Source organism: Providencia rettgeri, assembly GCF_041075285.1.
Taxonomy (GTDB): domain Bacteria; phylum Pseudomonadota; class Gammaproteobacteria; order Enterobacterales; family Enterobacteriaceae; genus Providencia; species Providencia rettgeri_G.
Map to the genome: position 1 here is coordinate 2,966,165 of NZ_CP163512.1, position 23,607 is coordinate 2,989,771.

A 23,607-nucleotide genomic window follows, 5' to 3' on the forward strand; every position below is an offset into this window, starting at 1 on the left:
AGTCAACAACGCTGCAGCTTGAAGTATGACGAACTTTTACTCTAAATAATTCGAGGTGCAGCTAGGCGACAAGTGAATGAGTCACTAGGCGCTTACATAAGTCAGTGACTAGTGCGAGTGAACGCAGTCAACAACGCTGCAGCTTGAAGTATGACGAACTTTTACTCTAAATAATTCGAGGTGCAGCTAGGCGACAAGTGAATGAGTCACTAGGAGCTTACATAAGTAAGTGACTAGTGCGAGTGAACGCAGTCAACAACGCTGCAGCTTGAAGTATGACGAGTAATTCTACACTAAGGAATACCACTATGAATACTAAGAAACTAGTTTTACCTTGTTTAATGAGCGTTGCATTGTTGTCAAATGTTGCAATGGCTGAATCTCAAAAAGCGCAAAAACCATTTACTATGGGCGTTGTGGTGAAAGTCGGTGGTATTCCTTGGTTTAACGTGATGGAGCAAGGAATTACAGAAGAAGGGAAAAAACTTGGTGTGAATGCATTCCAAGTTGGCCCAACAACCGCTGATCCTGCGGAACAAGTTCGTGCAATCGAAGATTTAATCGCGAAAAAAGTGGATGTGATCGGTGTCGTTCCTAACGATGCTAAAGTCCTTGAACCTGTATTAAAACGCGCTCAAGAAGCCGGTATTAAAGTAATTACTCACGAATCGCCAAACCAAACTAACGCAGACTGGGACTTTGAATTACTTGATACTCAAAGTATGGGGGCTAACCATATGAAAGATATGGCGGCCTGTATGGGTGAAGAAGGCAAGTATGCCATGTTTGTGGGCAGTTTAACCGTTCCTCTAGTGAATGAGTGGGCAGATGCCGCTATCGCTTACCAAAAAGCTAACTACCCGAAAATGCAAATGGTTGATGACCGATTTGGTGTTGCGGAATCTGTTGATGATTCTATGCGTACCGCCAATGACTTGTTGTCTAAACATAAAGACCTAAAAGGCATCATGTCCTTCGGTTCACAAGGACCGATTGGAGCGGGTCGTGCTATCGATAAACGCCGCAAAAATGACGAAACGTGCGTATTCGGTACCTTTACGCCAGGTCAAGGCATCAAATTACTGGAAAAAGGCGCTATTGACGGCGGTTATATTTCCAATCCAAAAGTGGCAGGGCAAGTTTTCGTCCAAGTCGCAACCGCAATGATGAACGGGGAAGAGATCAAAGACGGCATTTCAATCGGTGATATGGGCGAAATTAAAGTCAGCGGTAACACAATTTTAAGCGATAACCCCGTTAACTTAAATATTGAAAATACCAAAAAATTGGTCGACGTCGGCCTGTAATAACCTTCTGTAAAATACCTTATAAAACAAAAAATAAGATGTAATCCAGCTTGATATTTTCTGTTTTCAAACTGTTCGAGTTGTCATTAATAACACGGCAACTCGAACATTGAAGAACAAGCCAACACCAATTTATTTGCAGTAGGAATTGTACTTATGACAGCCACCTCAAAAGCTGACAAATCCGATCCACTCATTACCTTGCGCGACCTATCCAAAAGCTTTGGTGGTCACCGCGCGTTACGCAATATCGATTTGACGCTCAACAAAGGTGAAGTGCACTGTTTAGCAGGCACCAATGGGTGTGGGAAAAGCACATTAATCAAAACCATCAGCGGTGTCTATACCCCTGATGATGGTAGTAAAATCGAAATTGACGGCAAAAGCTATCACCGTTTAACACCCGATAAAGCCCGCGAATTGGGCGTACAGGTTATCTATCAAGATTTGTCCTTATTTCCAAACTTAACTGTTGCGGAAAATATCGCTTTTGAACTGAATCTCAAAGGCTATTTTGGTTGGTTTCGTCAACAGCAGCTGCGTAAAAAAGCATTAGAGATCCTAAACGAGTTGGCTTTCACCATTAATCCAGACACCCCCGTCCAGTTTCTCCCTATCGCGCAGCGCCAACAAGTGGCCATTTGCCGTGCTTTAGTGGCAGATGCACGCCTCGTCATTATGGATGAACCAACCGCTTCATTAACTCGAACAGAAGTCAATCAGCTATTATCAACGGTTAATTACCTAAAAGATAAAGGTATTACCGTTGTATTTGTTAGCCACCGTTTGGAAGAAGTTAAAGAGATTTCTGACCGCATCACCGTGATCCGTGATGGTCAAAAAATTGGCACGTGGCCAGCAGAGGGGCTCACCACACGTAAAATTACTGAACTCATGACGGGTTTAGACATTGTCCATACACGCAAACCGCCCAATAATGCAGAAGAGCGCCGCTCAGTATTAGAGCTGAAAAATTTCAGCCGTGCGGGGCAATATAGTGATATTTCCCTAAACTTAAAACGTGGTGAAGTACTGGGTCTATGTGGGTTACTAGGCTCCGGTCGTACTGAACTTGCCTTATCACTGTTTGGGATCACCCACCCAGATAGTGGCGAAATGAAGATTGAAGGCAAGCCAGTTAAGCTAAAAAACAATACCGACGCCATTAAACACGGCATTGGCTATGTTTCTGAAGATCGCCTAACGTTAGGGGCTATTTTGCAGCAATCCATTGCAGACAATATGGTGATTTCGATTCTAGAAAGCCTTAAAACGCCACTGCATTTAATCGATGAAAAACAGTGCCAAGAAATTGTGCAAAAGTGGATTGCCGACTTAGATATCAAAGTGACTGATCCCAATAACCCCCTCTCGACTTTATCAGGGGGTAATCAACAAAAAGTGGTGTTGGCAAAGTGGATTTTGACGCGTCCTAAAGTGTTGATTTTAGACTCCCCCACAGTTGGGGTCGATATTGGTGCAAAAGACAGTATTTATAAGCTTATCCATCGTTTATCCGGAGTGGGTATTTCCATTTTGTTGATTACCGATGAAGCCTCCGAAGCATATTACAACTGCGACCGAATTTTACATATGAAACAAGGCACTATCGTCAAAGAAATTGTGACGGATTCCATCCATGAGCAGCAATTGGAGGAAATCATCAATGGTTAATTGGCAAAAACTACGCCCCCAATCTGTCGAAGGTTGGTTAATCTGGGTCATCCTGATAATGGTGGTTTTCTTCACCACCATGAGCCCACAATTTCTGACACTCCAAAACTTACTCGACCTCAGTGAAAGCTATGCGGTAACCGGTATCTTTGCTTTAGGGTTATTTGTCGTGTTGGTCACTGGTGGGATTGATATTTCCTTTGCCGCAGTGGCTTCTGTTGTGCAATACGTGATTGCCACATGGCTACTGCAAGGCTTTATTGCCAGCCCTGCATTAAGTATCACACTGGCAATTATCATCGGGATCACTTTCGGCTTAATCAACGCTATTTTAATTTACTCTCTCAATGTGGTTTCGATCATTATTACCATCAGTATGCAATCACTGCTATTTGGTATGTTGATGTGGCTAACCAACGGGCACAGCATTTACGACCTGCCTGATTGGTGGATCGATCCTGTGACCATCTTACCGTTTGAAGTAGACGGGGAGTATTACCAAATTGGTCTGCCACTGGTTGTCATGTTAGGAATTGCTTGTTTAACGTGGATTTTGATGAATAAAACCCACATTGGTCGCCAACTGTACGCGGTTGGAGGTAGCCAAGAATCGGCATCTCGTATCGGTATCCGAGTATGGGTTATCTACCTGTTTGCGTACGGTTACCTTGGTGCAATGGCCGCCATTGGCGGCATGTTGCAAACCTACCGTATGAGTGAAGTGGTACCCAGCGCCCTCGTTGGTGGTGAGCTAGATGTCCTCGCTGCGGCAGTATTAGGGGGTGCAAGCTTATCCGGCGGGCGCGGAACGGTAATCGGCACGCTGATGGGGGTATTCCTGATCGGTATTTTGAAAAACGGACTTAATCTGATTGGTGTCTCAAACTACTTCGTCAATATCGTCATCGGTATGGTTATTCTTATTGCGATTTGTATTACCCACTACAAGAAACGCAAAGAGACGGACGTAGGTTTTGTTTAACAGGAATATCACCATGAAAAAACAAGCTTTTTTTAAAATTGATGGCTCTGTTATCGGACTGCTTTCAATCTTTGTACTGGCTATCGCAGCCTTTAGTATCGCCATGCCAGGGCATTTTTTCACTCAAAACACCTTTTTGAGTATTACCTTTCAACTCCCTGAATTGGGCTTACTGACGTTTGCCATGTTTGTGCCCATGTTAAGTGGCGGATTGAATCTAGCAATTATTAGCACCGCCAACTTAACTGGATTATTTATGGCGTGGGTATTTATTAATTACCTACCCGTCGATGCCGGCACAGGCACGCAGATTATGTGGCTTGCTATTGCTTTAGTTGGCGCGACCGTGATCGCCGTGATTATCGGTAGTTTAACAGGACTAATGATTTCCCATATTGGTGCGCACCCTATCCTCGTGACCTTAGGGACAATGACTATCATCAGCGGTATTGGGGTGTATTTGACCAAAGGCGCGGCGCTCAGTGGCATGCCACCAATTGTGCGCGCTATCGGCTCTGATACTGTTTTGGGTGTGCCGATTGCTATGATTATCTTTATTGTCACCGCCGTTTTATTGGCACTGTTCTTAGGCTGCACTCGCTTAGGTAGGAACATTTACATGAGCGGCAGCAATATCAACGCAACCTGGTTTAGTGGCATTCGAACTGACCGTGTCATGATCGCCATTTATACCCTTTCTAGCCTGCTGTGTGTACTGGCAGGGCTGATTATGATGGCACGCTTTAACTCTGCGCGCATGGGCTACGGTGACTCTTATCTATTACTGACCATCCTTGCCATCGTATTAGGCGGAACTAACCCATTTGGGGGAGTTGGTAAGGTGAGCCGAGTCTTCTGTGCACTCTTGGTTTTGCAGGTGATTGCAACGGGCTTAAGCCTACTCGGTATTAGCCTGCACTTTAACCTTGCGGTTTGGGGTATCACCTTAATTTTGGCATTAGCGTTCAAATTCTTCAAAGAAAAGTGGAGCGCCAAACGTGCTATGACCCGTAATCAAAAATGTAATAAAGCATCGCCACAAAGTTAAATTTTTCAGGGAGATTATTATGCGCAAGCATCCGATTGGGATATATGAAAAAGCCTTACCGAAAAACAGCAGTTGGTTAGAAAAGTTAGCTATCGCCAAAGCCGCAGGGTTCGATTTTGTTGAAATGTCAGTGGATGAAACTGACGAACGCCTTGCTCGATTAGACTGGAGCCAAGCAGAGCGCTTAGAACTGGTTAAAGCCATGCAAGACACGGGAGTTCGCATTCCAAGTATGTGTTTATCCGGTCATCGCCGCTTTCCATTTGGTAGCCATGACGAAGGGACACGTTTAATGGCATATACCTTAATGGAAAAAGCTATCAAACTCGCTCAAGACCTTGGTATCCGCACTATCCAGTTGGCTGGCTACGATGTGTACTATGAAGAACAAGATCCCCAAACCATTGCAAACTTCGAAAAAGGCATGCAATGGGTCAGTGAAATCGCCGCAGCATCTCAAGTGATGTGCGCAGTGGAGATCATGGATACACCATTTATGAACTCTATTAGCAAATGGCAAGCCCTGTCTGACAAAATTCGTTCTCCATGGTTCAACGTTTATCCTGATGTCGGTAACCTAACAGCTTGGGGTAATGATGTGGAGCAGGAGTTTACCAAAGGTATTGAGCGTGTTGCGGCTATTCATTTGAAAGATACTTACGCCGTCACCGAGACCTGTAAGGGCCAGTTCCGTGATGTGCCATTTGGTGAAGGTTGTGTCGATTTCGTGAATTTATTCAAGCTGTTAAAACGTCTCAATTACCGTGGCACTTTCCTGATTGAAATGTGGACGGAAAAAGCCGATGAGCCACTAATGGAAATTATTAAGGCGCGTCAGTGGATGGAAGACAAAATGCAGCAAGCGGGTTGGAACAACGCGTAAAGGAGCCCAACATGAGCACATTTTTTATGGGTGTTGACCTCGGCGGAACGGTAATTAAAGCGGGGATCTACACACCTGAAGGCCAAGAAATTACCGTTGCTGAACACCCGTTTCCTACCGAAAGCCCTGAAGCGGGTTTCAGCGAACGAAATATGGATGAATTGTGGCAAGCCACTTGCCATGTTATCCGTGATGCCATTAAAAATAGCCGCTTAAATGCTTCTCAAATTTCAGGGGTCAGCTTTTCTTCACATGGAAAAGGCCTCTACTTACTGGATAAAAAAGGGAAACCAGTTCGAAAAGGGATTGTGTCGTCGGACTCACGTGCCCAAGCGATTGTTGACGAATGGCAGCAAAATGGCACCGCAGACCAAGCTTACCCGCTGAGTTTACAGCAGCTTTGGGCGTCTCACCCAGTGGCGTTACTGCGATGGTTAAAAGACTACGAGCCCGATAGCTACCGAGATACAGGCCATGTTCTTATGGTACACGACTATATTCGTTATCGACTCACGAACCAAATTGCCTGTGAAGAAACCAATATTTCTGGCAGCCAACTGTATAACCAAACACACTCAAATTATGATCCTAAACTCTGCCAACTGTTTGGCATTGATGAGGTAAATGACAAACTTGCACCTGTTATCAATTCCGCCGAGCTTGCAGGCACAGTCACACAGCAAGCCGCTTCAGAGTCAGGTCTTGTAGAGGGTACGCCCGTGTTTGGCGGTTTTTTTGATGTCGTTGGCGCTGCATTAGCGTCTGGTGTCAGTCAAAAAGACAAACTGAGTGCAGTTGCGGGGACATGGACTATTTCCACCCGAGTGTTTGATGAAATTGTTCCCTCAGACTACCCGTATGTTTGGAGTAAATACTGTATTCCAGGCAGCTATTTTGTCCATGAAGGTAGCCCAACATCAGCCAGTAATTTAGCTTGGTTTACCCGCCATTTCTTCAACCAGCGGCTGCAAGATTATCACGTACTCAACCATTGCGTGGCCGAAGGGGCAACTCGGAAGAACGATATTTTGTTCTTCCCATGGTTGTATGGTTCAAACTACCACAGTCACTTGCATGGTGGGTTATTGGGGTTAAGTTCACACCACACTGATGCGGATATTGTTTATGCGATTTATCAGGGGATCGTGTTCTCGCACCTATTGCACCAAGACCGCATAGTTGCCCTTGATAATACCACTGAGTCCATCCGTTTTACGGGGGGACCAACACAATCGCCACTGTGGATGCAAATGTTCTGTGATGCAAGTAACTTGCCGCTAGATGTTGTGAACGTGCAGCAATCCGGTTGCCAAGCCGCTGCACTGTGTGCCGCAGTAGGAACTGGCTATTATTCAGGGTTTGATGCGGCGATTGCTGCGAGCACCCCCAAAATCACCACTTACCAACCAAACGCGTCAGGTCACCAGCAATTGCGTGATAAGTTTGCGCGTTTTAAAGCGGTTGCGGATGCATTAGCCAGTCATTAAATACACAAAAACACTAAAGGCAGCGCTTGTATTAAGCCCTGCCTTTTTTGTTCAATTAATCAGCCACAACCTTTGTGTTAACCGTTGCAGGAGAAAGTACGGTATCTTGCGGCAAGCTATCGTACTTCACAAACTCATCTCTTGGGAAAACGAACACATCAATATTTTTCTCTGGTGTAATTTTATCTGCCACAATCGTTTTTTCTGGGGCAGTTAAGTTAGTCTCAACCCCTAACCAAGAAGCAAAGTAGTCAAATAAATTCCATTCACTCAGGATTTCATCACGGAACTCACGCTGTGTATCATCCGAATTTATCACCACTAATGGAATTTGATACGCCCCTTTGACCAATTGGCCGTGGCGTAGATACAAGTTCCCCGTTTTAATGAAGCCTTTATATTCTGCCTCCAAAGCCGCAACGTGTTGCTTATTCGCTTTCACTAAACCTTGCCCATGGTCAGCAAAATACAAGATGGAAAATGGGTTTTCGTCATTTTTATTATTTTCTTGCAAAATGTTATACACATCACCAATAAAATCATCACTGAGTTTTATCCCTGAGACATAACAATTCACCAGACTGCCCCATCCTGTATCAAACTGTTCAGGGTTGATATTGTAGTTCTCTTTGATAAGCCCACATGCACCTTTTGGCCAACCATCATGATGCGGTCCCCACATATGAATAAAAATGACTTTTTCTTTATCTGACGGGTTATTTAGCGCTGCTTTAAATGCGGGGAGCATTTTAAAATCATTGGTCAGCTTATTCACGTTATCGTCAACGACAAATTTTTCTTGGACAAATAGGTTATCAAACCCAGCTTTACTGTCTCTTACCGGTAAGAAATAGTCAGCTTTTAAAAAATAGTTAGTAAACCCTATCTCATCATCACCAAAACTACCATTGTTCCCGATATAGTAAGTTTCGTAGCCTGCTTTATTTGCTAAATCGACAATCGAATTATTATTGTAATAAGGTTTTTCATGGTGCTCTGTAATCGTATTTAAATCATTCTTCGCTAAAGCACGAGTTAATGTGGGCACCGTATTGGATGCTGCACTGATAAAATTATTAAAAAAACGCCCATTCACTGAAGATAAAAATGGCGTGTTTTCCAGTGGGTAACCATAAACATTCATGTAATTTTTATTGGTACTTTCGCCAATAATCACCACTTTAATTTTATATTTAGGATCATTTTTTTTGGTGATCTGAATATCGCTAGGTGTTTCCACGCCATAACATAAGTCTGCATTGGTTTTTGCACCTTGAATTAATTCTGGAGTACACGCTTTCTTATACACACCCATGCTTTCACTGGCATTCCCTTGGGACAACGAAACGCTGGCTAACAAAAATGCACTATAAAGTGCGGTCATTTTAATTACTTTCATGTTCAGAACCTCATCTTCATAACTTATTATTTTTTTAAGTTGCGGTGGTGTAGTCAGGGTAGAGCTTGTGAAACCAGCCAATGAATGAACTAAAATTTCATTTAAACATTAATATACTGAAATAATATTTCATTAAAAGATCCTAAATAAGAAATTGGGATACAGATAGCAATAATAAAATATGCGAATTCACCCCATTATCTCGTATCTGGCTATAGCACTTTATTTGCAAAAACAAAAAAATACATTTAAAAACATAAGGTTATAAAAATCTATTTTCATCAGATAAAACATAAAGAACGTTACATTCTTTGCATAATGAATTGTGATAGGGATCGGCTATTAGGTTTTTGCCTGAGTTTGATTAGTGATATGGCTCTGATTTTCATTTTTTGTCACTTAATAGTATCAAATTTGATACTACGATGCTTTTTTAGTCTATTTGCTCACCAGCACTTGCTAACAAAGCATAAAAAAGTATCATATTTGATACTTTTATCTTATATGTATACTTATTGGACTAATAAACAACATCAAACTACTAAATAGTATCAAAAATGATACTTTTCATATTTAGAGCCATCGTATAGTATATAAAATATCCAGTAAAACGATGGAAATCCCAAAAATGAATCTTGATGAAATCGTATCCGCTGTGAAAAACCTTTCTGATGAAGAAAAGTCATCTTTATCTTATGTTTTAACTGACTCTTTTCCCTTGCCTATACAACAAAATGAGTACGTTTATCTTGCTTCCTTACAAAAGAAAGAGTTACGTCAGTTGATCATTCAAGAGCTAAAAAAACAAGGGATAACTTATGAAGAAATGGCGATGCAAATTGGTGTTTCTATTGCCACATTTAAGCGGATCATCTCAGACCCGTTAATGGCTAAAGCGATTAACCTTCATCGGTTACTGAATGAATTAGGGCTCAAAATATGTCTCGAAAAGTAGAGGTTTGGCTTTATGATGCCCCCGTTGGCATTTTGAGTGAAGAAGTCGCAGGGTTTTGCTTTACATATTACCCAAATTACCATGGACAACCTGTATCTCTTAGCATGAAAGTCAGGGCAGAACCCTATTGGAGCAAAGAATTGCACCCGTTTTTTAAAGGGTTAGCTCCTGAAGGCTGGCTGCGAAAGCGTTATTCTGAAATTCAAAAAATAGACGATAGTGATTTATTCGGCATGCTAATACAAAATAGTAATGACTTGCTTGGCGCTATTATATTTAAGAGGATTATGCATGAATAAAGAACATTGCCTCATCAATCTAACGCCTTTAAAAGCATCAGAACACAGTTTCGGCTATTCTCAAATAGGGATTAAGCAGCTATTTGGTAATAAGAACATTAACCTCGAATTACCTTTTACTCGCCATCAATTTATTCAAGAACAGCCTCAACACCAAAAAGGCATGAGTATTTCAGGCTACCAACCTAAACTCTCCTTACGAATAGAGAAAGGTGAATTTCAAGTAGTGAGTGATAAAGGGATGTATATCCTCAAACCCTCTCCGGAAGCCTATCCCTATCTTGCAGAAAATGAACATGCAACCATGAGAGTGATGCAACGGTTAGGATTTGCGGTTCCCCCCTTCGGCCTTATCTACTTTAAACGAACAGAACATATTGCAGACGAACTTGCTTTCATTGTTAAACGTTATGACCGTCTTGAGCCCAATGGCGAAAAAATACATCAAGAGCAACTCGATGGTGCGATGGAAATTGATGATAAATATGGCAATGTTGCAGGCAGAAAACGCGTCAGTTATGAAAGAGCAGCTAAGTTTTTAATTAAAGCAGTGAGTGATAGCCTAGCAAGTAAACGAGATATATTTTTACGTACTGTCTATGCTTATGTTCTAGGCAATAATGATTATCATCTGCGAAATATGGGTATTATACATCCTTATAATGGAAAACCACGCTTAGCCCCTATTTATGATTTTATTAGTGTTGTCCCTTATGCTTCTGTGTTTAACGAATACTTAGCGCTACCATTGCTTGAAATAGAAGAAAACAACAACAATATTTCACCGGGTCTCGATTCTGTATATGGCGAATATATTGGCGCTGATTTTATTCTTTTCGCACAAGGTATGGGACTAAATAGCAAGTTAGCTAAAAAGCTCCTCTTAGATGTCATCAAAAGCCATCCTATTATTATCGAGACTTATACCGCTAGCCATATGCAAGCTGAAGATAGGGAGAAAATATTACGTTATGTTGCCCGCAGAATGACATTGCTTAATATTACCGAGCTCTAGATAAATGCTTATTATTCTAATCTCATTATTCTTTGCTATTCCTTTTTCTTAACCACTCAGGTCTATCTCAATCACGGATTATTGGTAAAGGTGACTCCTTCTCTGGGTAAGGACTCCCTTCTCCATTTCATTTATTACATGATGAATTGTGATAGGGATCGGCTATTAGGTATTTGCCTGAGTCTGATTAGTGATATGGCTCTGATTTTCATCTTTTGTCACTAGCAAGCATTATGGAACCGATTCCATAATGCTTTTATTCGCAATGACAAGGGGGAAATCCCCGTGAATAAACAGAGGAAAGTCATGAGCAAAGAGATTATTGTGGTCACCGCAGCCTACGGCACACAAACCGTAAAACAACTGGGTGGACAACTGTCCTTGTTAGACACCATCCAAGGAGCAAAAGCAGATGGCGTCGAGATCCGTCAAGAACTTTTGCTGCCTAATGATAACCTGATGGACATTGCTAACGGATTACAAGCAAGGCAGTTAAAAGCTGTCTATTCCGTCCCTGATACGCTATTTCAGCAACATGCTCCTATCGAACTCAATAAGTTAAAAGGCTATTTCGAACAAGCCAAGCAACTTAACGCCCGTTTTTTAAAACTATCACTCGGTGAGTTACCGGAACAGTATGACTTGTCTGAGGTGATTAACGTCATCAATCAATATACAACACAACTCGTAATAGAGAATGACCAAACCGAAGTAGGTGGTCATATTGCCCCATTGGAACGCTTTTTTAATGATGTGACGACACAAAACATGCCAATTAAAATGGCTTTCGACATGGCCAACTGGTACTGGCACCGTGAAGATCCCCTCAAAGCAGCCCATATTTTTACCCAGCAAGTCGCTTATATTCACGTTAAGGCCTGCCTGTTGCGTGCTGGTAAACGTGTTGCGGTTGCCCTTGATGACAGTGATGGTTCATGGAAAGAGGTGCTGCATGTTTTACCTAATAATGTGCCACGTGGTATTGAGTTTCCGTTAGAAGGCACTGACCTACGAGCGGTAACCGAACACTATGTTTCTCTGTTAAAAGCGATTTAACTCATGAAAAATCAATTAGATGTTATAACTCTCGGCGAAGCCATGATGATGTTTGTGGCAACCAAAACGGGTGAACTCCATGAGGTTGAAAGCTTTGTCCGCCGCGCCGCAGGGGCGGAACTGAATGTGGCGATAGGACTTTCCCGTATCGGCTTAAAAAGCGGTTGGATAAGCCGCCTTGGCAATGACTCTTTTGGCCGTTTTATCCAAGATACGCTAAATAAAGAACATGTTGATAATCAGTGCGTTAAGTTTGATGATAATTATCCAACAGGCTTTCAGCTCAAATCTAAAGTCGAAAATGGAACCGATCCCAAAGTGGAGTACTTTCGCAAAGGTTCTGCCGCAAGCCATTTAGATCTTACTGATTTCAATGAGGATTATTTTTCTTCTGCTCGCCATTTGCATTTAAGTGGTGTCGCGGCGGCCCTTTCTGCCACCAGTTATCAATTATCGCTACATGCGGCAAAGTGGATGCGTAAAGCGGGAAAAACGCTCTCTTTTGATCCCAATTTGCGCCCATCGTTATGGCGTAGTGAAGATGAAATGATCACTCAGTTAAATCAACTTGCCTTTCATGCGAATTGGGTCTTACCGGGCTTGAAAGAAGGCAAAATTCTCACGGGTTTTGCACAACCCGAAGCCATTGCCGATTTTTACCTTGCTCAAGGAGTGCAAACCGTTGTGATTAAAACAGGTGAACAAGGGGCTTACTACAAAACATCAAATAATCAACAGGGTGTTGTGCCCGCTTGTGTAGTGAAAAATGTGGTCGATACCGTCGGTGCTGGCGATGGCTTTGCCGTTGGGGTGATCAGTGCACTCCTCGAAGGCTTACCTTTACCTCAAGCCATCGAACGAGGAAACTTTGTGGGGGCAAGAGCCATTCAAGTGATTGGCGACAGTGAAGGCTTGCCAACAAGAGCACAGTTACAGCAAGAAATGATGGCATTTTCTCCCTCAACTATCGCAGATACTGCATGCTAAGAAGGAATCAATTATGACAACCAGAGCTCCTGCAATATCACGCTGGTGGCGCATTATGCCCATCGTGTTTATCACCTATAGCCTTGCCTACCTCGACCGGGCTAACTACAGTTTTGCCGCCGCCGCAGGGATCAACGCCGATTTAGGGATCACCAAGGGAATGTCTTCTCTGCTTGGTTCCTTGTTTTTCTTGGGATATTTTTTCTTCCAAATCCCAGGCGCTATCTATGCAGAAAAACGTAGCGTCCGCAAACTGATTTTTGCCTGTATTTTTTTATGGGGTTTATTTGCTAGCTTGACAGGTATGGTCAGTAATATTCCTATGCTAGTGATTATCCGCTTCAGTTTAGGTGTGGTCGAAGCCGCGGTAATGCCCGCTATGCTTATTTACATCAGCAATTGGTTCACTCAATCGGAACGTTCACGTGCCAATACCTTTTTAATTTTAGGTAACCCCGTAACGGTATTATGGATGTCAGTGTTATCGGGTTACTTGATCCAAGCTTTCGGCTGGCGTGAAATGTTTATTATTGAAGGGGTTCCTGCGATTTTATGGGCATTCTTCTGGTGGAAAACTGCGCGTGATAAACCGAGCCAAGTCAATTGGTTAAGCCAGCAAGAAAAAACCGACCTAGAAAAAATTCTCACTGATGAACAGAAAAATATCAAACCTGTGCGTAATTACCGTGAGGCGTTCAAATCACGTAACGTTGTGCTGCTATGCGCACAGTATTTCTGCTGGAGCATCGGGGTGTATGGCTTTGTATTGTGGTTGCCATCCATTATTCGTGGTGCCTCGAATTTAGGAATGGTGGCTACAGGTTGGCTTTCCGCGGTGCCTTATCTTGCCGCCACACTGGCAATGATCTTAGTATCATGGGCTTCAGACCGTATGCATAACCGTAAATTATTTGTTTGGCCAATGCTCTTAATCGGTGCTGTTTGCTTCTTGGGCTCTTACTTGTTAGGCAATTCGAATTTCTGGTTATCCTATACATTACTGGTGATTGCAGGGGCTGCTATGTATGCCCCTTATGGCCCCTTCTTTGCGATTATCCCTGAGATGTTACCAAAGAACGTGGCTGGGGGTGCAATGGCGTTGATCAACAGCATGGGAGCCTTAGGATCATTCTTTGGCTCGTGGTTTGTCGGTTACCTCAATGGTGCCACAGGCAGCCCAAGTGCTTCCTATATGTTTATGGGACTGGCATTATTAGCCTCTGTGTTCTTTACGCTAATTGTGAAACCCAACCAAGGATCGAGTGGTGGTTCTGCCATCGTCAAACACGCTTAATAAGGGGCGACCATGAAGAAGAATGTCATTTTGTATAAAAAAATCCCCGATACGCAACTTGCACGCTTACAACAGCAATTTAATGTCACTGCTTTTGATGATATTACTGAGGAAAACTTGGCGAGTTTCCATCAAGCGTTAAGTACCGCAGAGGGAATTATTGGCGCAAGTTACCCAATTACCGCCAAAGAGCTCGCTCTTGCACCACAATTAAAGGTGGCCTCGACGATTTCCGTCGGCGTTGATCAGTTTGATATTGATACCATGAACGCGCGAAAAATTGCGTTGATGCACACCCCCAATGTGCTCACCGAAACCACCGCAGATACCATTTTCACCTTAGTACTTTGCAGTGCCCGTCGCATTATCGAAATGGCGGAAATGGTGAAAAATGGTCGATGGACGAAAAGTATTGGTGAAAGCGATTACGGCAGCAACGTCAATGGTAAAACTATCGGTATTTTAGGTATGGGTCGCATTGGCTATGCCGTTGCAAAGCGAGCAAATGCAGGTTTTGGCATGCCCGTTCTCTACTATAGCAACCATGCACACAGCGAGGCAGAAACACGGCTTAATGCTCGCCGCTGTGATTTAGATACGCTACTGAAGGAATCTGATTTTGTTTGTGTGGTAGTCCCATTGCTGCCATCCACTGAAAAATTGATCGGTAAAGCCGAGCTCGCGAAAATGAAACCGAGTGCATTTTTAATCAATGGTTCTCGTGGGAAAATTATCGATGAGGCGGCGCTGATTAGCGCACTCGAAAATGGCACAATACGCGGTGCGGGCTTAGATGTATTTGAAGTGGAGCCACTGCCAACGGATTCTAAACTACTCAGATTACCGAACGTCGTTGCCCTGCCACACATTGGCTCCGCCACCCATGAGACACGCTATGCAATGGTGGAATGTGCAGTGGATAACTTAATTGCCGCGCTAAACGGCGATCTTAGCGAGAACTGCGCTAATTTAAGCGCGATGCAACTACAGGCGCGTTAACCTGCGACACGCCTTATTGCTCACACAAAGAGAGAGAACCCTTATTCTCTCTCTTTGCTTAAATGACAGCTACAATGTGGTGGAATTTCTCACCACCAATTCTCCGTGAAATAAGTACTGTGTTGGTGCTTTTTCGGGGTTTTCCAGCTTCTCTAATAAACATTCAACGGCTTTATGTCCCATTTCAGCGGTAGGCTGTGAAACAGAGGTGATCCCTTGCCCTGCAAAAGCGGCCCATTCGAGATTATCAAAACTGAGAAAGCCAATATCGGCTCCCCAGCGTAACCCTTGCTGATGCATCACATAAGCTAACTGCAAAGTTAACACACCATTGGCTGCAACAATGGCTTTGCGCATACCACGGTGAGATGTACAAAAATCAGCAACAATGGTATTTAATCGCTCAGGGTCCGGTAAAGTAACTTGGTGGAACTCGCCTTTTATCTGCCCTTGTTTATTGAGCAACCGCGAAAAGGTTTGCAGGCGTTCTTTGCGGGCACTGTTATATTCAATGGGTTCAGTCACAAAACAAATAGCTTCAAAGCCTTGCTCTATCAAATGGTTAAATGCCATTTCAGCGGATGCGGGATTATCTAAGCCCACCATATCACACGGAAAACCATCGATTTTTCTATCCAATAAGACGAAAGGAAGCGTGGTTTGTTTCAGCACTTCAATAAATTGTGTATTCACTCCCGCTGAATTAATAATTAACCCATCAACTCGATAGCCTTTTAATAACTGAATAAATTGGCATTCCAATTCAATGCTATTGTTTGCATTACACACCACCGTCATAAAGCCTTGCTTAATAGACTCTGACTCAACCCCTTTAAGCACTTCAACCGAAAAGGGGTTCCCAATATCCGCAATAATCAACCCTATCAACCCCGTTCGGCCGTGTTTTAAACTGCGAGCCATTTGATTCGGGCGATAATTCAGCGCTTGAATAGCGGCTTCAATACGTTGACGCATGTTATCGGACAGCAAATGGAATTCACCGTTTAAATAACGAGAGATACTGGTTTTCCCAGCCTGCGCTTTGGCAGCTACATCTTTAATTGTTGCCACTTTTTTATTTTTAGGTGCCATCGCTAGCGTTTTTTCCATATATTGAAAACAAAGGCGAATGCATCATCTTACTCGAATTAACGACAATTTACTCGCATATTCATCTAACTTGCTGTTTTAGCCACTGAATAAAAATATCCGCTTTGGGGTTACGCCGCTCATTTAACATCGCAAAATAGTGGCGCTGTTGGCACTTGAGCGCAACGTCCCCAAAGGGCATGACAAGCTCTTGGCGCTTAATCCGTTTTTCAACCAACTGCTTACGCCCCATTGCAACACCAGCATGGTTCATTGCTGCCACTATCGCCAAGTCTGAGCGATCAAAACAGAGGTTCCGTCGGTGTGGAAATAACGATAACTGGTAGTGTTCACTCCACGCTTTCCATTCATCATAGTCGGAGTTACTGCTCCAAGCCTGCCGATCATGTAGCAAAGTGCAATTTTTAAGTTGATGAAGATTGTTTATGAGATCATGTTGCTTGGCATATTGGGGGCTGCAAACAGGCACGATGGACTCTGGCATTAAATCTTCGCAATACAAGTTAGGTCGCGTAATATCATCATAATAAATTGCGACATCAATACCATAACCCCGAAAATTGACATCGTCGTTCCCTGTTAATAAATTGAGCTGAATTGACGGATATTGGTTAGTAAAATCAGCAATTTTAGGGATAAGCCAACACTGGGCAATGGAAGGCCGTGAATACACCGTCAATTCCCCTGAAATTTCTTGGTTTTTAATATCCAGAATTTCTTGGTTGATATCATCCAAATTTTTACGCAGCGCCCAATAGATACGTTCACCATCCGCAGTTAATTCAATACGTCGATGAAAACGTTCAAACAATTTAAAACCTAACTCCTCTTCGAGGGTATTGATTCGGTGGCTTACTGCGCTCGGGGTTAACGCGAGCTCCTGTGATGCGAGGGCGAAGGAACAATGGCGAGCCGCTGCTTCAAAGGTGTGTAAGCGAGATAGCTGGTAGCTCGACAGCCGTTTATGCCATTGAATAAAGCCAGATTGCTCAAATGAATTAAGATTAAGTGCCATCGCTCCCCCTCAACAAGTTCCGTATCTCTCCAGAATAATGCGTTTAACATGAATTGATATGATGCTAATCGTCAAAATGTCATTTTTTATGACCAATATCACGCCATTGAGTTAATTGAGCTCATCTAACCTCTCACTTTCATCGTTTGTCACCCCTGCATATTTATTATCCAATAGCGGTACAACAACAAAATAATTAGGGGTAGGATATGGACTCTACAATGTGGATGCTCGGTACGCTGGTTATTAGTATCTTGCTGATCATCATTTCAATTATTAAATTTAAGTTTCACCCTTTTTTAGCCCTTTTACTCGCCAGCTTTTTTGTCGGTATCGCCATGAAAATGAACCCGTTAGAAATGGTTAATGCCATTGAAAATGGGATTGGTGGTACGCTTGGTTTCCTTGCCGCCATTATCGGTCTGGGAACCATCCTCGGAAAAATGATGGAAATTTCCGGGGCAGCGGAACGCATCGGTGTCACCTTACAAAAAAGTCGCTGGTTAACCCCCGATGTCACCATGGTGTTGATCGGTTTAATCTGCGGTATCACACTATTTGTTGAAGTCGGCGTCGTGTTATTGATCCCACTGGCTTTTTCCATTGCTAAAAGAACCAAGACCTCATTATTAAAACTTGCGATCCCACTGTGTACTGCGTTGATGGCTGTGCACTGCATTGTGCCACCGCACCCTGCGGCACTGTTTGTTACCAATGAATTAGGTGCTGATATTGGTACTGTAATTGTCGCTGGGCTTGCTGTCGGGCTAGTCGCTTCATTAGTGGGTGGACCACTGTTCCTTAAATTCTTAGGAGAACGATTACCCTTTAAAACTGTGCCTGAGGCGTTCTCTGACTTAGAAGTGCGTGAAGAAAAAGATTTACCTTCTTTAGGGGCTACGTTATTGACGGTTTTACTGCCGATTATTCTCATGTTGATCAAAACGACGGCTGATTTAAACATGAGTAAAGACAATCAGCTATATGCCTTCTTACAGTTTATCGGCAACCCAATTACGGCCATGTTTATTGCCGCGTTTGTCGCTTATTATATGTTAGGTATTCGTCGTAATATGGGGATGAGCGTATTACTCAGTAAAACCGAAGAAAGCTTCAGTTCAATTGCCAATATTTTACTGATTATTGGTGCTGGTGGCGCATTTAACGGTATTTTAAAAGGCAGTGGACTCAGTGACTCTCTGGCACTAGTGCTTTCAGGTATCGATATGCACCCAATTTTACTGGCCTGGTTAGTCGCCATTATTTTGCACGCAGCCGTCGGCTCTGCGACGGTTGCCATGATGGGTGCAACCGCCATTGTTGCCCCCTTGATGCCAATGTACCCTCACATCAGTCCAGAAATTATGACCTTAGCCATCGGCTCAGGTGCGATTGGTTGTACTATCGTCACTGACTCCCTGTTCTGGCTGGTTAAACAATATTGTAATGCCACCTTGGCTGAAACATTTCGTTTTTACAGTGTCGCCACCCTTATTGCTTCCCTTGTTGCGCTGGCAGGCACCTTTGCACTTTCATTTGTGATTTAAAAGAGAGTAATTATGACTCAGATAAACGTGAATAAGTTAATTGCTGACTACCCTTTAGTTCAGGACTTAATCAATTTAAAACACGTAGTATGGTTTAACCCTAAGGTCACGACTACAGAAGCGGGTTTACCTTATGTGGGACTCACTCTTGCCGATGTGCAAGATGCCGAAGCACGTTTAAACCGTTTTGCGCCGTATTTGATGAAAGCGTTCCCAGAAACGCAAATCACTCAAGGGATTATCGAGTCGGATGTCGTGGCAATAGCCAAGATGCAGGCCGCTCTCGAAGCTCGTTACCAAACGCCAATCACCGGGAAAATATTATTAAAAAAAGATAGTCACTTGCCCATTTCAGGCTCAATCAAAGCGCGAGGAGGAATTTATGAGGTGCTCACTCACGCCGAAAAATTAGCGTTAGAAGCTGGGCTATTATCCATTGATGATAATTATGAGGTCTTATTTTCTGATAAATTCCGCCAATTCTTCAGCCAATACAGCATCGCGGTCGGTTCAACGGGTAACTTAGGGATGTCCATTGGAATTATGAGTGCCAAGTTAGGCTTTAGCGTAAGCGTGCATATGTCGGCGGATGCAAGGCAGTGGAAGAAAGACAAACTGCGTTCACACGGTGTTAATGTCGTTGAATATGAACAAGATTATAGTATTGCCGTGGAACAAGGTCGTAAAGAAGCGGAACAAGACCCAAATTGTTTCTTTATTGACGATGAGAACTCCACCACCCTATTTTTAGGTTATGCTGTGGCAGGGCTGCGTTTAAAAAAACAATTTGCAGAACAAGGTATTACCGTCGATAACCACCATCCATTATTTGTCTATCTGCCTTGTGGTGTGGGGGGTGGCCCTGGTGGTGTTGCTTTTGGACTAAAGCTGGCGTTTGGTGATGCTGTACACTGCCTATTTGCAGAGCCAACACACTCACCATGTATGCTTTTGGGCGTCCATACGGGGCTACATGATGGTATTTCTGTACAAGAAATTGGTATTGATAATATCACCGCGGCAGACGGGCTTGCTGTTGGGCGTGCCTCTGGTTTTGTGGGGCGAGCAATGGAACGACTGATCGATGGCTATTACACCCTTGATGATCAGGAGATGTATAACCTATTAGGGTTACTCAATCAAACAGAGTCCATTAAATTAGAACCTTCCGCACTCGCGGGTATGACAGGTTGTATTCATGTCAGCCAAAATACGGACTATTTACAGTCTAACTCCCTAACACCAGAATCGATGACTAATGCCACTCACCTTGTGTGGGCAACGGGCGGCGGTATGGTGCCAGCAGACGAAATGGCAAAATATTTAGCACAGGCTAAGTTGAGTTAAGCCTTTTTTACCGACTTCATGCCCTTTTCTATTGATAAGAAAAGGGCATGAAACTTAACCAGAGGATTATGCTGGTTTTTTAATTCTAATTCCCACAGGAAATGACTATATCGCTAATCATTGACTTCAGCACAATGCATATCCACTAATAGAGTAAAATAGCTAAATAATATATTCCTTATTATTAGATGGCTATTTAGCCACCTGATTTATAGATGATTAATATCTTTGTGTTTTTATTACGATATATCTCATAACAATCTTATTAACCAATAAATTCATTAATGATATTTAATCAAATAGCTCAGTGATTAATATCACTCGGATCGTTAATCTATCTTACCTTCTGATATATCTAATTGTTTGCTTAAATAAACAACACATTAGTTATATTTATTTTTCATCGCAAAATAAATCATTTTAAAAACTTTAGATGATTACCCCTAGTAAATAATAGGTTTATCATTTTTAATGAAACGACAAAGATAAAGATAAATTAAAAATCATTATTTATCATATTATTATATTTAAAAATAAGCATAAAAAGTCGAGAATGCGCATTTCATGCATTAAAATTCAAAAGGTTAAACACTGTTGCTTAATTCACCACAAAAAGAACAAAATTAATACATCCATTTAATTGAGAAACAATTTTTGTATTATTTTTTATCCTATATGACTTAACCCATATTTAGCATTTTCTTCTGTCATTGGTTATTTTAGTTTTTTTACTCAACTAACCTAAAAAACACAACTTAAGCAAAATAATTAAGTTTACACCTGTACACTTTTAGTGACATCATTATTTCAAAATCATTAGTTTGCTAATATACAAATTATAGAAATCTTCGACAAACCCTTTACAGCACTGACTATTTCCATTTACGTTCACCTTCATTTCGTCGACCTTTATTAACAAATGCTACCACCACTTAACAATATAAAAATATATGATAAGATCATTATCTCAATTTGAAATTATTTACTATATAAAAAACAAGATTGTTATTGAGGTTATAGATGAAAATCTCGAGAAGAAAGCTATTATTAGGGGTTGGTGCTGCTGGTGTTTTAGCAGGGGGGGCGGCTGTCGTTCCGATGATCCGTCGTGAAGGCCGTTTCGAATCTACACCATCACGCGTACCCGCTGTCGCTGGCACTGAAGGCAAATTACCCGAGTCTGCGGATGCAGTTATTATCGGTGCCGGCCTTCAAGGGATCATGACAGCAATTAACCTTGCTGAAAAAGGCTTAAATGTTGTTATCTGTGAAAAAGGCGTTGTCGGCGGTGAGCAATCAGGTCGTGCATATAGCCAAATCATCAGCTATAAAACCTCACCAGCGATTTTCCCTTTACACCACTATGGGAAAATTCAATGGCTCGGTATGAACGAAAAAATCGGTGCTGACACTAGCTACCGTGTTCAAGGCCGCGTTGAAGTTCCGTCAAGCGAAGAAGATTTAGAAGTTGCAAGAGCGTGGATCAAATCTGCCTCTGAAAACCCAGGTTTCGATACCCCATTACGTACCCGTATGATTGAAGGTACTGAGCTGGCAAATCGTCTGGTTGGCGCTCAAACCCCATGGAAAATTGGTGGATTTGAAGAAGACTCCGGTAGTCTTGACCCAGAAACCGTCACCCCAACCATGGCAAACTACGCAAAATCAATTGGTATCCGTATCTATACCAACTGTGCAGTGCGCGGCCTTGAAACCGCAGGCGGTAAAATTTCTGATGTTGTGACTGAAAAAGGGGCTATCAAAACCTCTCGTGTCGTTCTGACTGGTGGTATTTGGTCGCGTCTGTTTATGGGTAACTTAGGTATTGACGTTCCAACACTGAACGTTTACCTGTCACAACAACGCATTTCAGGCGTTCCAGGTGCGCCGAAAGGTAACGTCCACTTACCTAATGGTATCCACTTCCGTGAACAAGCTGATGGTACCTATGCTGTTGCACCACGTATCTTTACCAGCTCTATTGTGAAAGATAGCTTCCTGTTAGGTCCAAGATTCCTACACGTATTAAGCGGCGGAGAATTACCATTAGAATTCTCTATCGGTAAGGATCTCTTTAACTCCTTCATGATGGCGACATCCTGGAACTTAGATGAGAAGACACCATTTGAAGAGTTCCGTACAGCGACCAATACGCCAAACAACGAACATTTAGATGGCGTTCTGGAAAGACTGAGAAAAGAGTTCCCTGTATTTAAAGAGTCTAAAGTGGTTGAACGTTGGGGTGGTACTGTTGCACCAACAGATGATGAAATTCCAATTATTTCAACCGTTGAGCAGTACCCAGGTTTAGTCATCAACACCGCGACAGGTTGGGGGATGACTGAAAGCCCTGCCTCTGGTCGTTTAACGGCTGAATTATTAATGGGTGAAACACCATTTATCGATCCAACACCGTATAAACTTTCTCGTTTTAATTAATAAACGAAAAAGGCGCGTTTTTTTACTGGGATCTATCAGTCAATGGAATTAGACTAAACTAAAATTTAGTTTTAGGTAAAACCGATAGATCCTCTTTACTTTGATAATGTTAAGGAGTTTACATGCGCTATAAAACTTTATTGCTTTCTCTGCCTTTGATTTTAGGTGTAGCAAGTGCGAATGCAGCTGAAGATGTTAAACGCGTTCCAGTGAAAGGATTCCCTATCTCTGAATCAGTAGAAATCAGCGCGGGCAACCTTATTTTCCTAAGCGGAAAAGTACCTTCTAAAATCTCTCCAGATGCAAAAGAAGGCGTTTTAGAGTCTTATGGTAATACCGAAGCACAAACTATCAACGTGTTAAAACAAATCCAAGCTAACCTTGAAGGCATGGGTTTGACCATGAACGACGTTGTTAAAATGCAAGTTTTCTTAGTTGGTGGTGAAGAAACTCAAGGCACTATGGACTTTGCTGGCTTTATGGCTGGTTACAACAAATTCTATGAGTCTGAAAAAATCACTAATCTGCCAGCTCGTTCAACTTTCCAAGTCGCAAAACTGGCAAACCCAGCTTGGAGAGTCGAAATTGAAGTCACAGCGGTTCGTCCTGCTGCGAAAAAATAAGTTATTCTGACGAAGAATACATAAATAATGGGGCATAGTGATATGCCTCGTTATTTTTAGCACCAACCATCCTCTGTTTACTGCAATATTCTCCAACCTTATTTCACAGTTTGTCACGACCGTTTCCTATATGCTATAGCC

At 42.5% G+C, this 23,607-nt stretch carries 20 protein-coding genes; 17 read left to right on the top strand and 3 right to left on the bottom strand.

Annotated features, from left to right (window positions below; genetic code table 11):
• The first annotated feature begins 308 nt into the window (after window positions 1-308).
• From AB6N04_RS13520 to AB6N04_RS13545, 6 genes are all read left to right on the top strand, one after another.
• A complete protein-coding gene (locus AB6N04_RS13520; RefSeq protein WP_369308822.1) occupies window positions 309-1,307 on the top strand; it encodes a substrate-binding domain-containing protein in 999 nt (332 codons plus the stop codon).
• 156 nt (window positions 1,308-1,463) lie between these two features.
• Window positions 1,464-2,981, top strand: coding sequence for a sugar ABC transporter ATP-binding protein (locus AB6N04_RS13525; RefSeq protein ID WP_369308823.1), 1,518 nt, complete (start codon window positions 1,464-1,466; stop codon window positions 2,979-2,981).
• Window positions 2,974-3,963: an ABC transporter permease gene (locus tag AB6N04_RS13530; protein ID WP_369308824.1), complete on the top strand. Its 990-nt coding sequence runs from the start codon at window positions 2,974-2,976 to the stop codon at window positions 3,961-3,963. Before AB6N04_RS13525 ends, AB6N04_RS13530 begins: the two co-directional genes overlap by 8 nt.
• Before the next feature lie 13 nt (window positions 3,964-3,976).
• Entirely contained in the window at window positions 3,977-5,011 is a 1,035-nt protein-coding gene (locus AB6N04_RS13535; RefSeq protein WP_369308825.1) for an ABC transporter permease, read from the top strand.
• 19 nt (window positions 5,012-5,030) lie between these two features.
• Window positions 5,031-5,894, top strand: a complete 864-nt coding sequence (locus AB6N04_RS13540; protein WP_369308826.1) for an L-ribulose-5-phosphate 3-epimerase — start codon at window positions 5,031-5,033, stop codon at window positions 5,892-5,894.
• Window positions 5,895-5,905: 11 nt separating this feature from the next.
• Window positions 5,906-7,381: an FGGY-family carbohydrate kinase gene (locus tag AB6N04_RS13545; protein WP_369308827.1), complete on the top strand. Its 1,476-nt coding sequence runs from the start codon at window positions 5,906-5,908 to the stop codon at window positions 7,379-7,381.
• Window positions 7,382-7,436: 55 nt separating this feature from the next.
• Here AB6N04_RS13545 and AB6N04_RS13550 read toward each other — a convergent pair whose 3' ends face one another.
• Window positions 7,437-8,780 carry a phosphoethanolamine transferase gene (locus tag AB6N04_RS13550; RefSeq protein ID WP_369308828.1) on the bottom strand — a complete coding sequence of 448 codons (1,344 nt, stop codon included), beginning with the start codon at window positions 8,778-8,780 and terminating at the stop codon, window positions 7,437-7,439.
• A 628-nt stretch (window positions 8,781-9,408) separates the two neighbouring features.
• Between AB6N04_RS13550 and AB6N04_RS13555 the strand changes: the two genes are divergently transcribed.
• The 7 genes from AB6N04_RS13555 (at window position 9,409) to AB6N04_RS13585 (ending at window position 15,385) form a co-directional block, all read left to right on the top strand.
• Window positions 9,409-9,735, top strand: a complete 327-nt coding sequence (locus AB6N04_RS13555) for an XRE family transcriptional regulator (protein ID WP_369308829.1) — start codon at window positions 9,409-9,411, stop codon at window positions 9,733-9,735.
• Window positions 9,720-10,034, top strand: a complete 315-nt coding sequence (locus tag AB6N04_RS13560; RefSeq protein WP_369308830.1) for a HipA N-terminal domain-containing protein — start codon at window positions 9,720-9,722, stop codon at window positions 10,032-10,034. Before AB6N04_RS13555 ends, AB6N04_RS13560 begins: the two co-directional genes overlap by 16 nt.
• Entirely contained in the window at window positions 10,027-11,049 is a 1,023-nt protein-coding gene (locus AB6N04_RS13565) for a type II toxin-antitoxin system HipA family toxin (RefSeq protein WP_369308831.1), read from the top strand. The genes AB6N04_RS13560 and AB6N04_RS13565 overlap by 8 nt, the downstream gene beginning before the upstream one ends.
• Before the next feature lie 306 nt (window positions 11,050-11,355).
• Complete coding sequence (locus tag AB6N04_RS13570) at window positions 11,356-12,105, top strand: sugar phosphate isomerase/epimerase family protein (protein ID WP_369308832.1); 750 nt, start codon at window positions 11,356-11,358, stop codon at window positions 12,103-12,105.
• Window positions 12,106-12,108: 3 nt separating this feature from the next.
• Window positions 12,109-13,092: a sugar kinase gene (locus tag AB6N04_RS13575; protein ID WP_369308833.1), complete on the top strand. Its 984-nt coding sequence runs from the start codon at window positions 12,109-12,111 to the stop codon at window positions 13,090-13,092.
• A 13-nt stretch (window positions 13,093-13,105) separates the two neighbouring features.
• The gene (locus tag AB6N04_RS13580) at window positions 13,106-14,386 is read left to right on the top strand and encodes an MFS transporter (RefSeq protein WP_369308834.1); all 1,281 of its coding nucleotides are present in this window, start codon (window positions 13,106-13,108) and stop codon (window positions 14,384-14,386) included.
• A gap of 12 nt (window positions 14,387-14,398) precedes the next feature.
• Window positions 14,399-15,385, top strand: a complete 987-nt coding sequence (locus AB6N04_RS13585; RefSeq protein ID WP_369308835.1) for an NAD(P)-dependent oxidoreductase — start codon at window positions 14,399-14,401, stop codon at window positions 15,383-15,385.
• A 69-nt stretch (window positions 15,386-15,454) separates the two neighbouring features.
• Here the strand turns inward: AB6N04_RS13585 and AB6N04_RS13590 are convergent, their stop codons facing one another.
• Entirely contained in the window at window positions 15,455-16,495 is a 1,041-nt protein-coding gene (locus AB6N04_RS13590; protein ID WP_369308836.1) for a LacI family DNA-binding transcriptional regulator, read from the bottom strand.
• 61 nt (window positions 16,496-16,556) lie between these two features.
• The gene (gene dsdC, locus AB6N04_RS13595) at window positions 16,557-17,510 is read right to left on the bottom strand and encodes a DNA-binding transcriptional regulator DsdC (protein ID WP_369308837.1); all 954 of its coding nucleotides are present in this window, start codon (window positions 17,508-17,510) and stop codon (window positions 16,557-16,559) included.
• Window positions 17,511-17,719: 209 nt separating this feature from the next.
• Here dsdC and dsdX point away from each other — a divergent pair, with 209 nt between their 5' ends.
• From dsdX to AB6N04_RS13615, 4 genes are all read left to right on the top strand, one after another.
• Window positions 17,720-19,057: a D-serine transporter DsdX gene (gene dsdX, locus AB6N04_RS13600; RefSeq protein ID WP_369308838.1), complete on the top strand. Its 1,338-nt coding sequence runs from the start codon at window positions 17,720-17,722 to the stop codon at window positions 19,055-19,057.
• A 12-nt stretch (window positions 19,058-19,069) separates the two neighbouring features.
• Window positions 19,070-20,404, top strand: a complete 1,335-nt coding sequence (locus AB6N04_RS13605) for a D-serine ammonia-lyase (RefSeq protein WP_369308839.1) — start codon at window positions 19,070-19,072, stop codon at window positions 20,402-20,404.
• 1,020 nt (window positions 20,405-21,424) lie between these two features.
• Window positions 21,425-22,843 carry an NAD(P)/FAD-dependent oxidoreductase gene (locus tag AB6N04_RS13610; protein ID WP_369308840.1) on the top strand — a complete coding sequence of 473 codons (1,419 nt, stop codon included), beginning with the start codon at window positions 21,425-21,427 and terminating at the stop codon, window positions 22,841-22,843.
• Between the two features lie 122 nt (window positions 22,844-22,965).
• The gene (locus AB6N04_RS13615; protein WP_047756849.1) at window positions 22,966-23,466 is read left to right on the top strand and encodes a RidA family protein; all 501 of its coding nucleotides are present in this window, start codon (window positions 22,966-22,968) and stop codon (window positions 23,464-23,466) included.
• The last annotated feature ends 141 nt before the right edge of the window (window positions 23,467-23,607 follow it).

What these genes read in the sequence shown, in the direction of transcription:
- AB6N04_RS13520 (WP_369308822.1), top strand. Translation starts at nt 309, where the DNA reads ATGAATACTAAGAAACTAGTTTTACCTTGTTTAATGAGCGTTGCATTG.
- AB6N04_RS13525 (WP_369308823.1), top strand. Translation starts at nt 1,464, where the DNA reads ATGACAGCCACCTCAAAAGCTGACAAATCCGATCCACTCATTACCTTG.
- AB6N04_RS13530 (WP_369308824.1), top strand. Translation starts at nt 2,974, where the DNA reads ATGGTTAATTGGCAAAAACTACGCCCCCAATCTGTCGAAGGTTGGTTA.
- AB6N04_RS13535 (WP_369308825.1), top strand. Translation starts at nt 3,977, where the DNA reads ATGAAAAAACAAGCTTTTTTTAAAATTGATGGCTCTGTTATCGGACTG.
- AB6N04_RS13540 (WP_369308826.1), top strand. Translation starts at nt 5,031, where the DNA reads ATGCGCAAGCATCCGATTGGGATATATGAAAAAGCCTTACCGAAAAAC.
- AB6N04_RS13545 (WP_369308827.1), top strand. Translation starts at nt 5,906, where the DNA reads ATGAGCACATTTTTTATGGGTGTTGACCTCGGCGGAACGGTAATTAAA.
- AB6N04_RS13550 (WP_369308828.1), bottom strand. Translation starts at nt 8,780, where the DNA reads ATGAAAGTAATTAAAATGACCGCACTTTATAGTGCATTTTTGTTAGCC.
- AB6N04_RS13555 (WP_369308829.1), top strand. Translation starts at nt 9,409, where the DNA reads ATGAATCTTGATGAAATCGTATCCGCTGTGAAAAACCTTTCTGATGAA.
- AB6N04_RS13560 (WP_369308830.1), top strand. Translation starts at nt 9,720, where the DNA reads ATGTCTCGAAAAGTAGAGGTTTGGCTTTATGATGCCCCCGTTGGCATT.
- AB6N04_RS13565 (WP_369308831.1), top strand. Translation starts at nt 10,027, where the DNA reads ATGAATAAAGAACATTGCCTCATCAATCTAACGCCTTTAAAAGCATCA.
- AB6N04_RS13570 (WP_369308832.1), top strand. Translation starts at nt 11,356, where the DNA reads ATGAGCAAAGAGATTATTGTGGTCACCGCAGCCTACGGCACACAAACC.
- AB6N04_RS13575 (WP_369308833.1), top strand. Translation starts at nt 12,109, where the DNA reads ATGAAAAATCAATTAGATGTTATAACTCTCGGCGAAGCCATGATGATG.
- AB6N04_RS13580 (WP_369308834.1), top strand. Translation starts at nt 13,106, where the DNA reads ATGACAACCAGAGCTCCTGCAATATCACGCTGGTGGCGCATTATGCCC.
- AB6N04_RS13585 (WP_369308835.1), top strand. Translation starts at nt 14,399, where the DNA reads ATGAAGAAGAATGTCATTTTGTATAAAAAAATCCCCGATACGCAACTT.
- AB6N04_RS13590 (WP_369308836.1), bottom strand. Translation starts at nt 16,495, where the DNA reads ATGGAAAAAACGCTAGCGATGGCACCTAAAAATAAAAAAGTGGCAACA.
- dsdC (WP_369308837.1), bottom strand. Translation starts at nt 17,510, where the DNA reads ATGGCACTTAATCTTAATTCATTTGAGCAATCTGGCTTTATTCAATGG.
- dsdX (WP_369308838.1), top strand. Translation starts at nt 17,720, where the DNA reads ATGGACTCTACAATGTGGATGCTCGGTACGCTGGTTATTAGTATCTTG.
- AB6N04_RS13605 (WP_369308839.1), top strand. Translation starts at nt 19,070, where the DNA reads ATGACTCAGATAAACGTGAATAAGTTAATTGCTGACTACCCTTTAGTT.
- AB6N04_RS13610 (WP_369308840.1), top strand. Translation starts at nt 21,425, where the DNA reads ATGAAAATCTCGAGAAGAAAGCTATTATTAGGGGTTGGTGCTGCTGGT.
- AB6N04_RS13615 (WP_047756849.1), top strand. Translation starts at nt 22,966, where the DNA reads ATGCGCTATAAAACTTTATTGCTTTCTCTGCCTTTGATTTTAGGTGTA.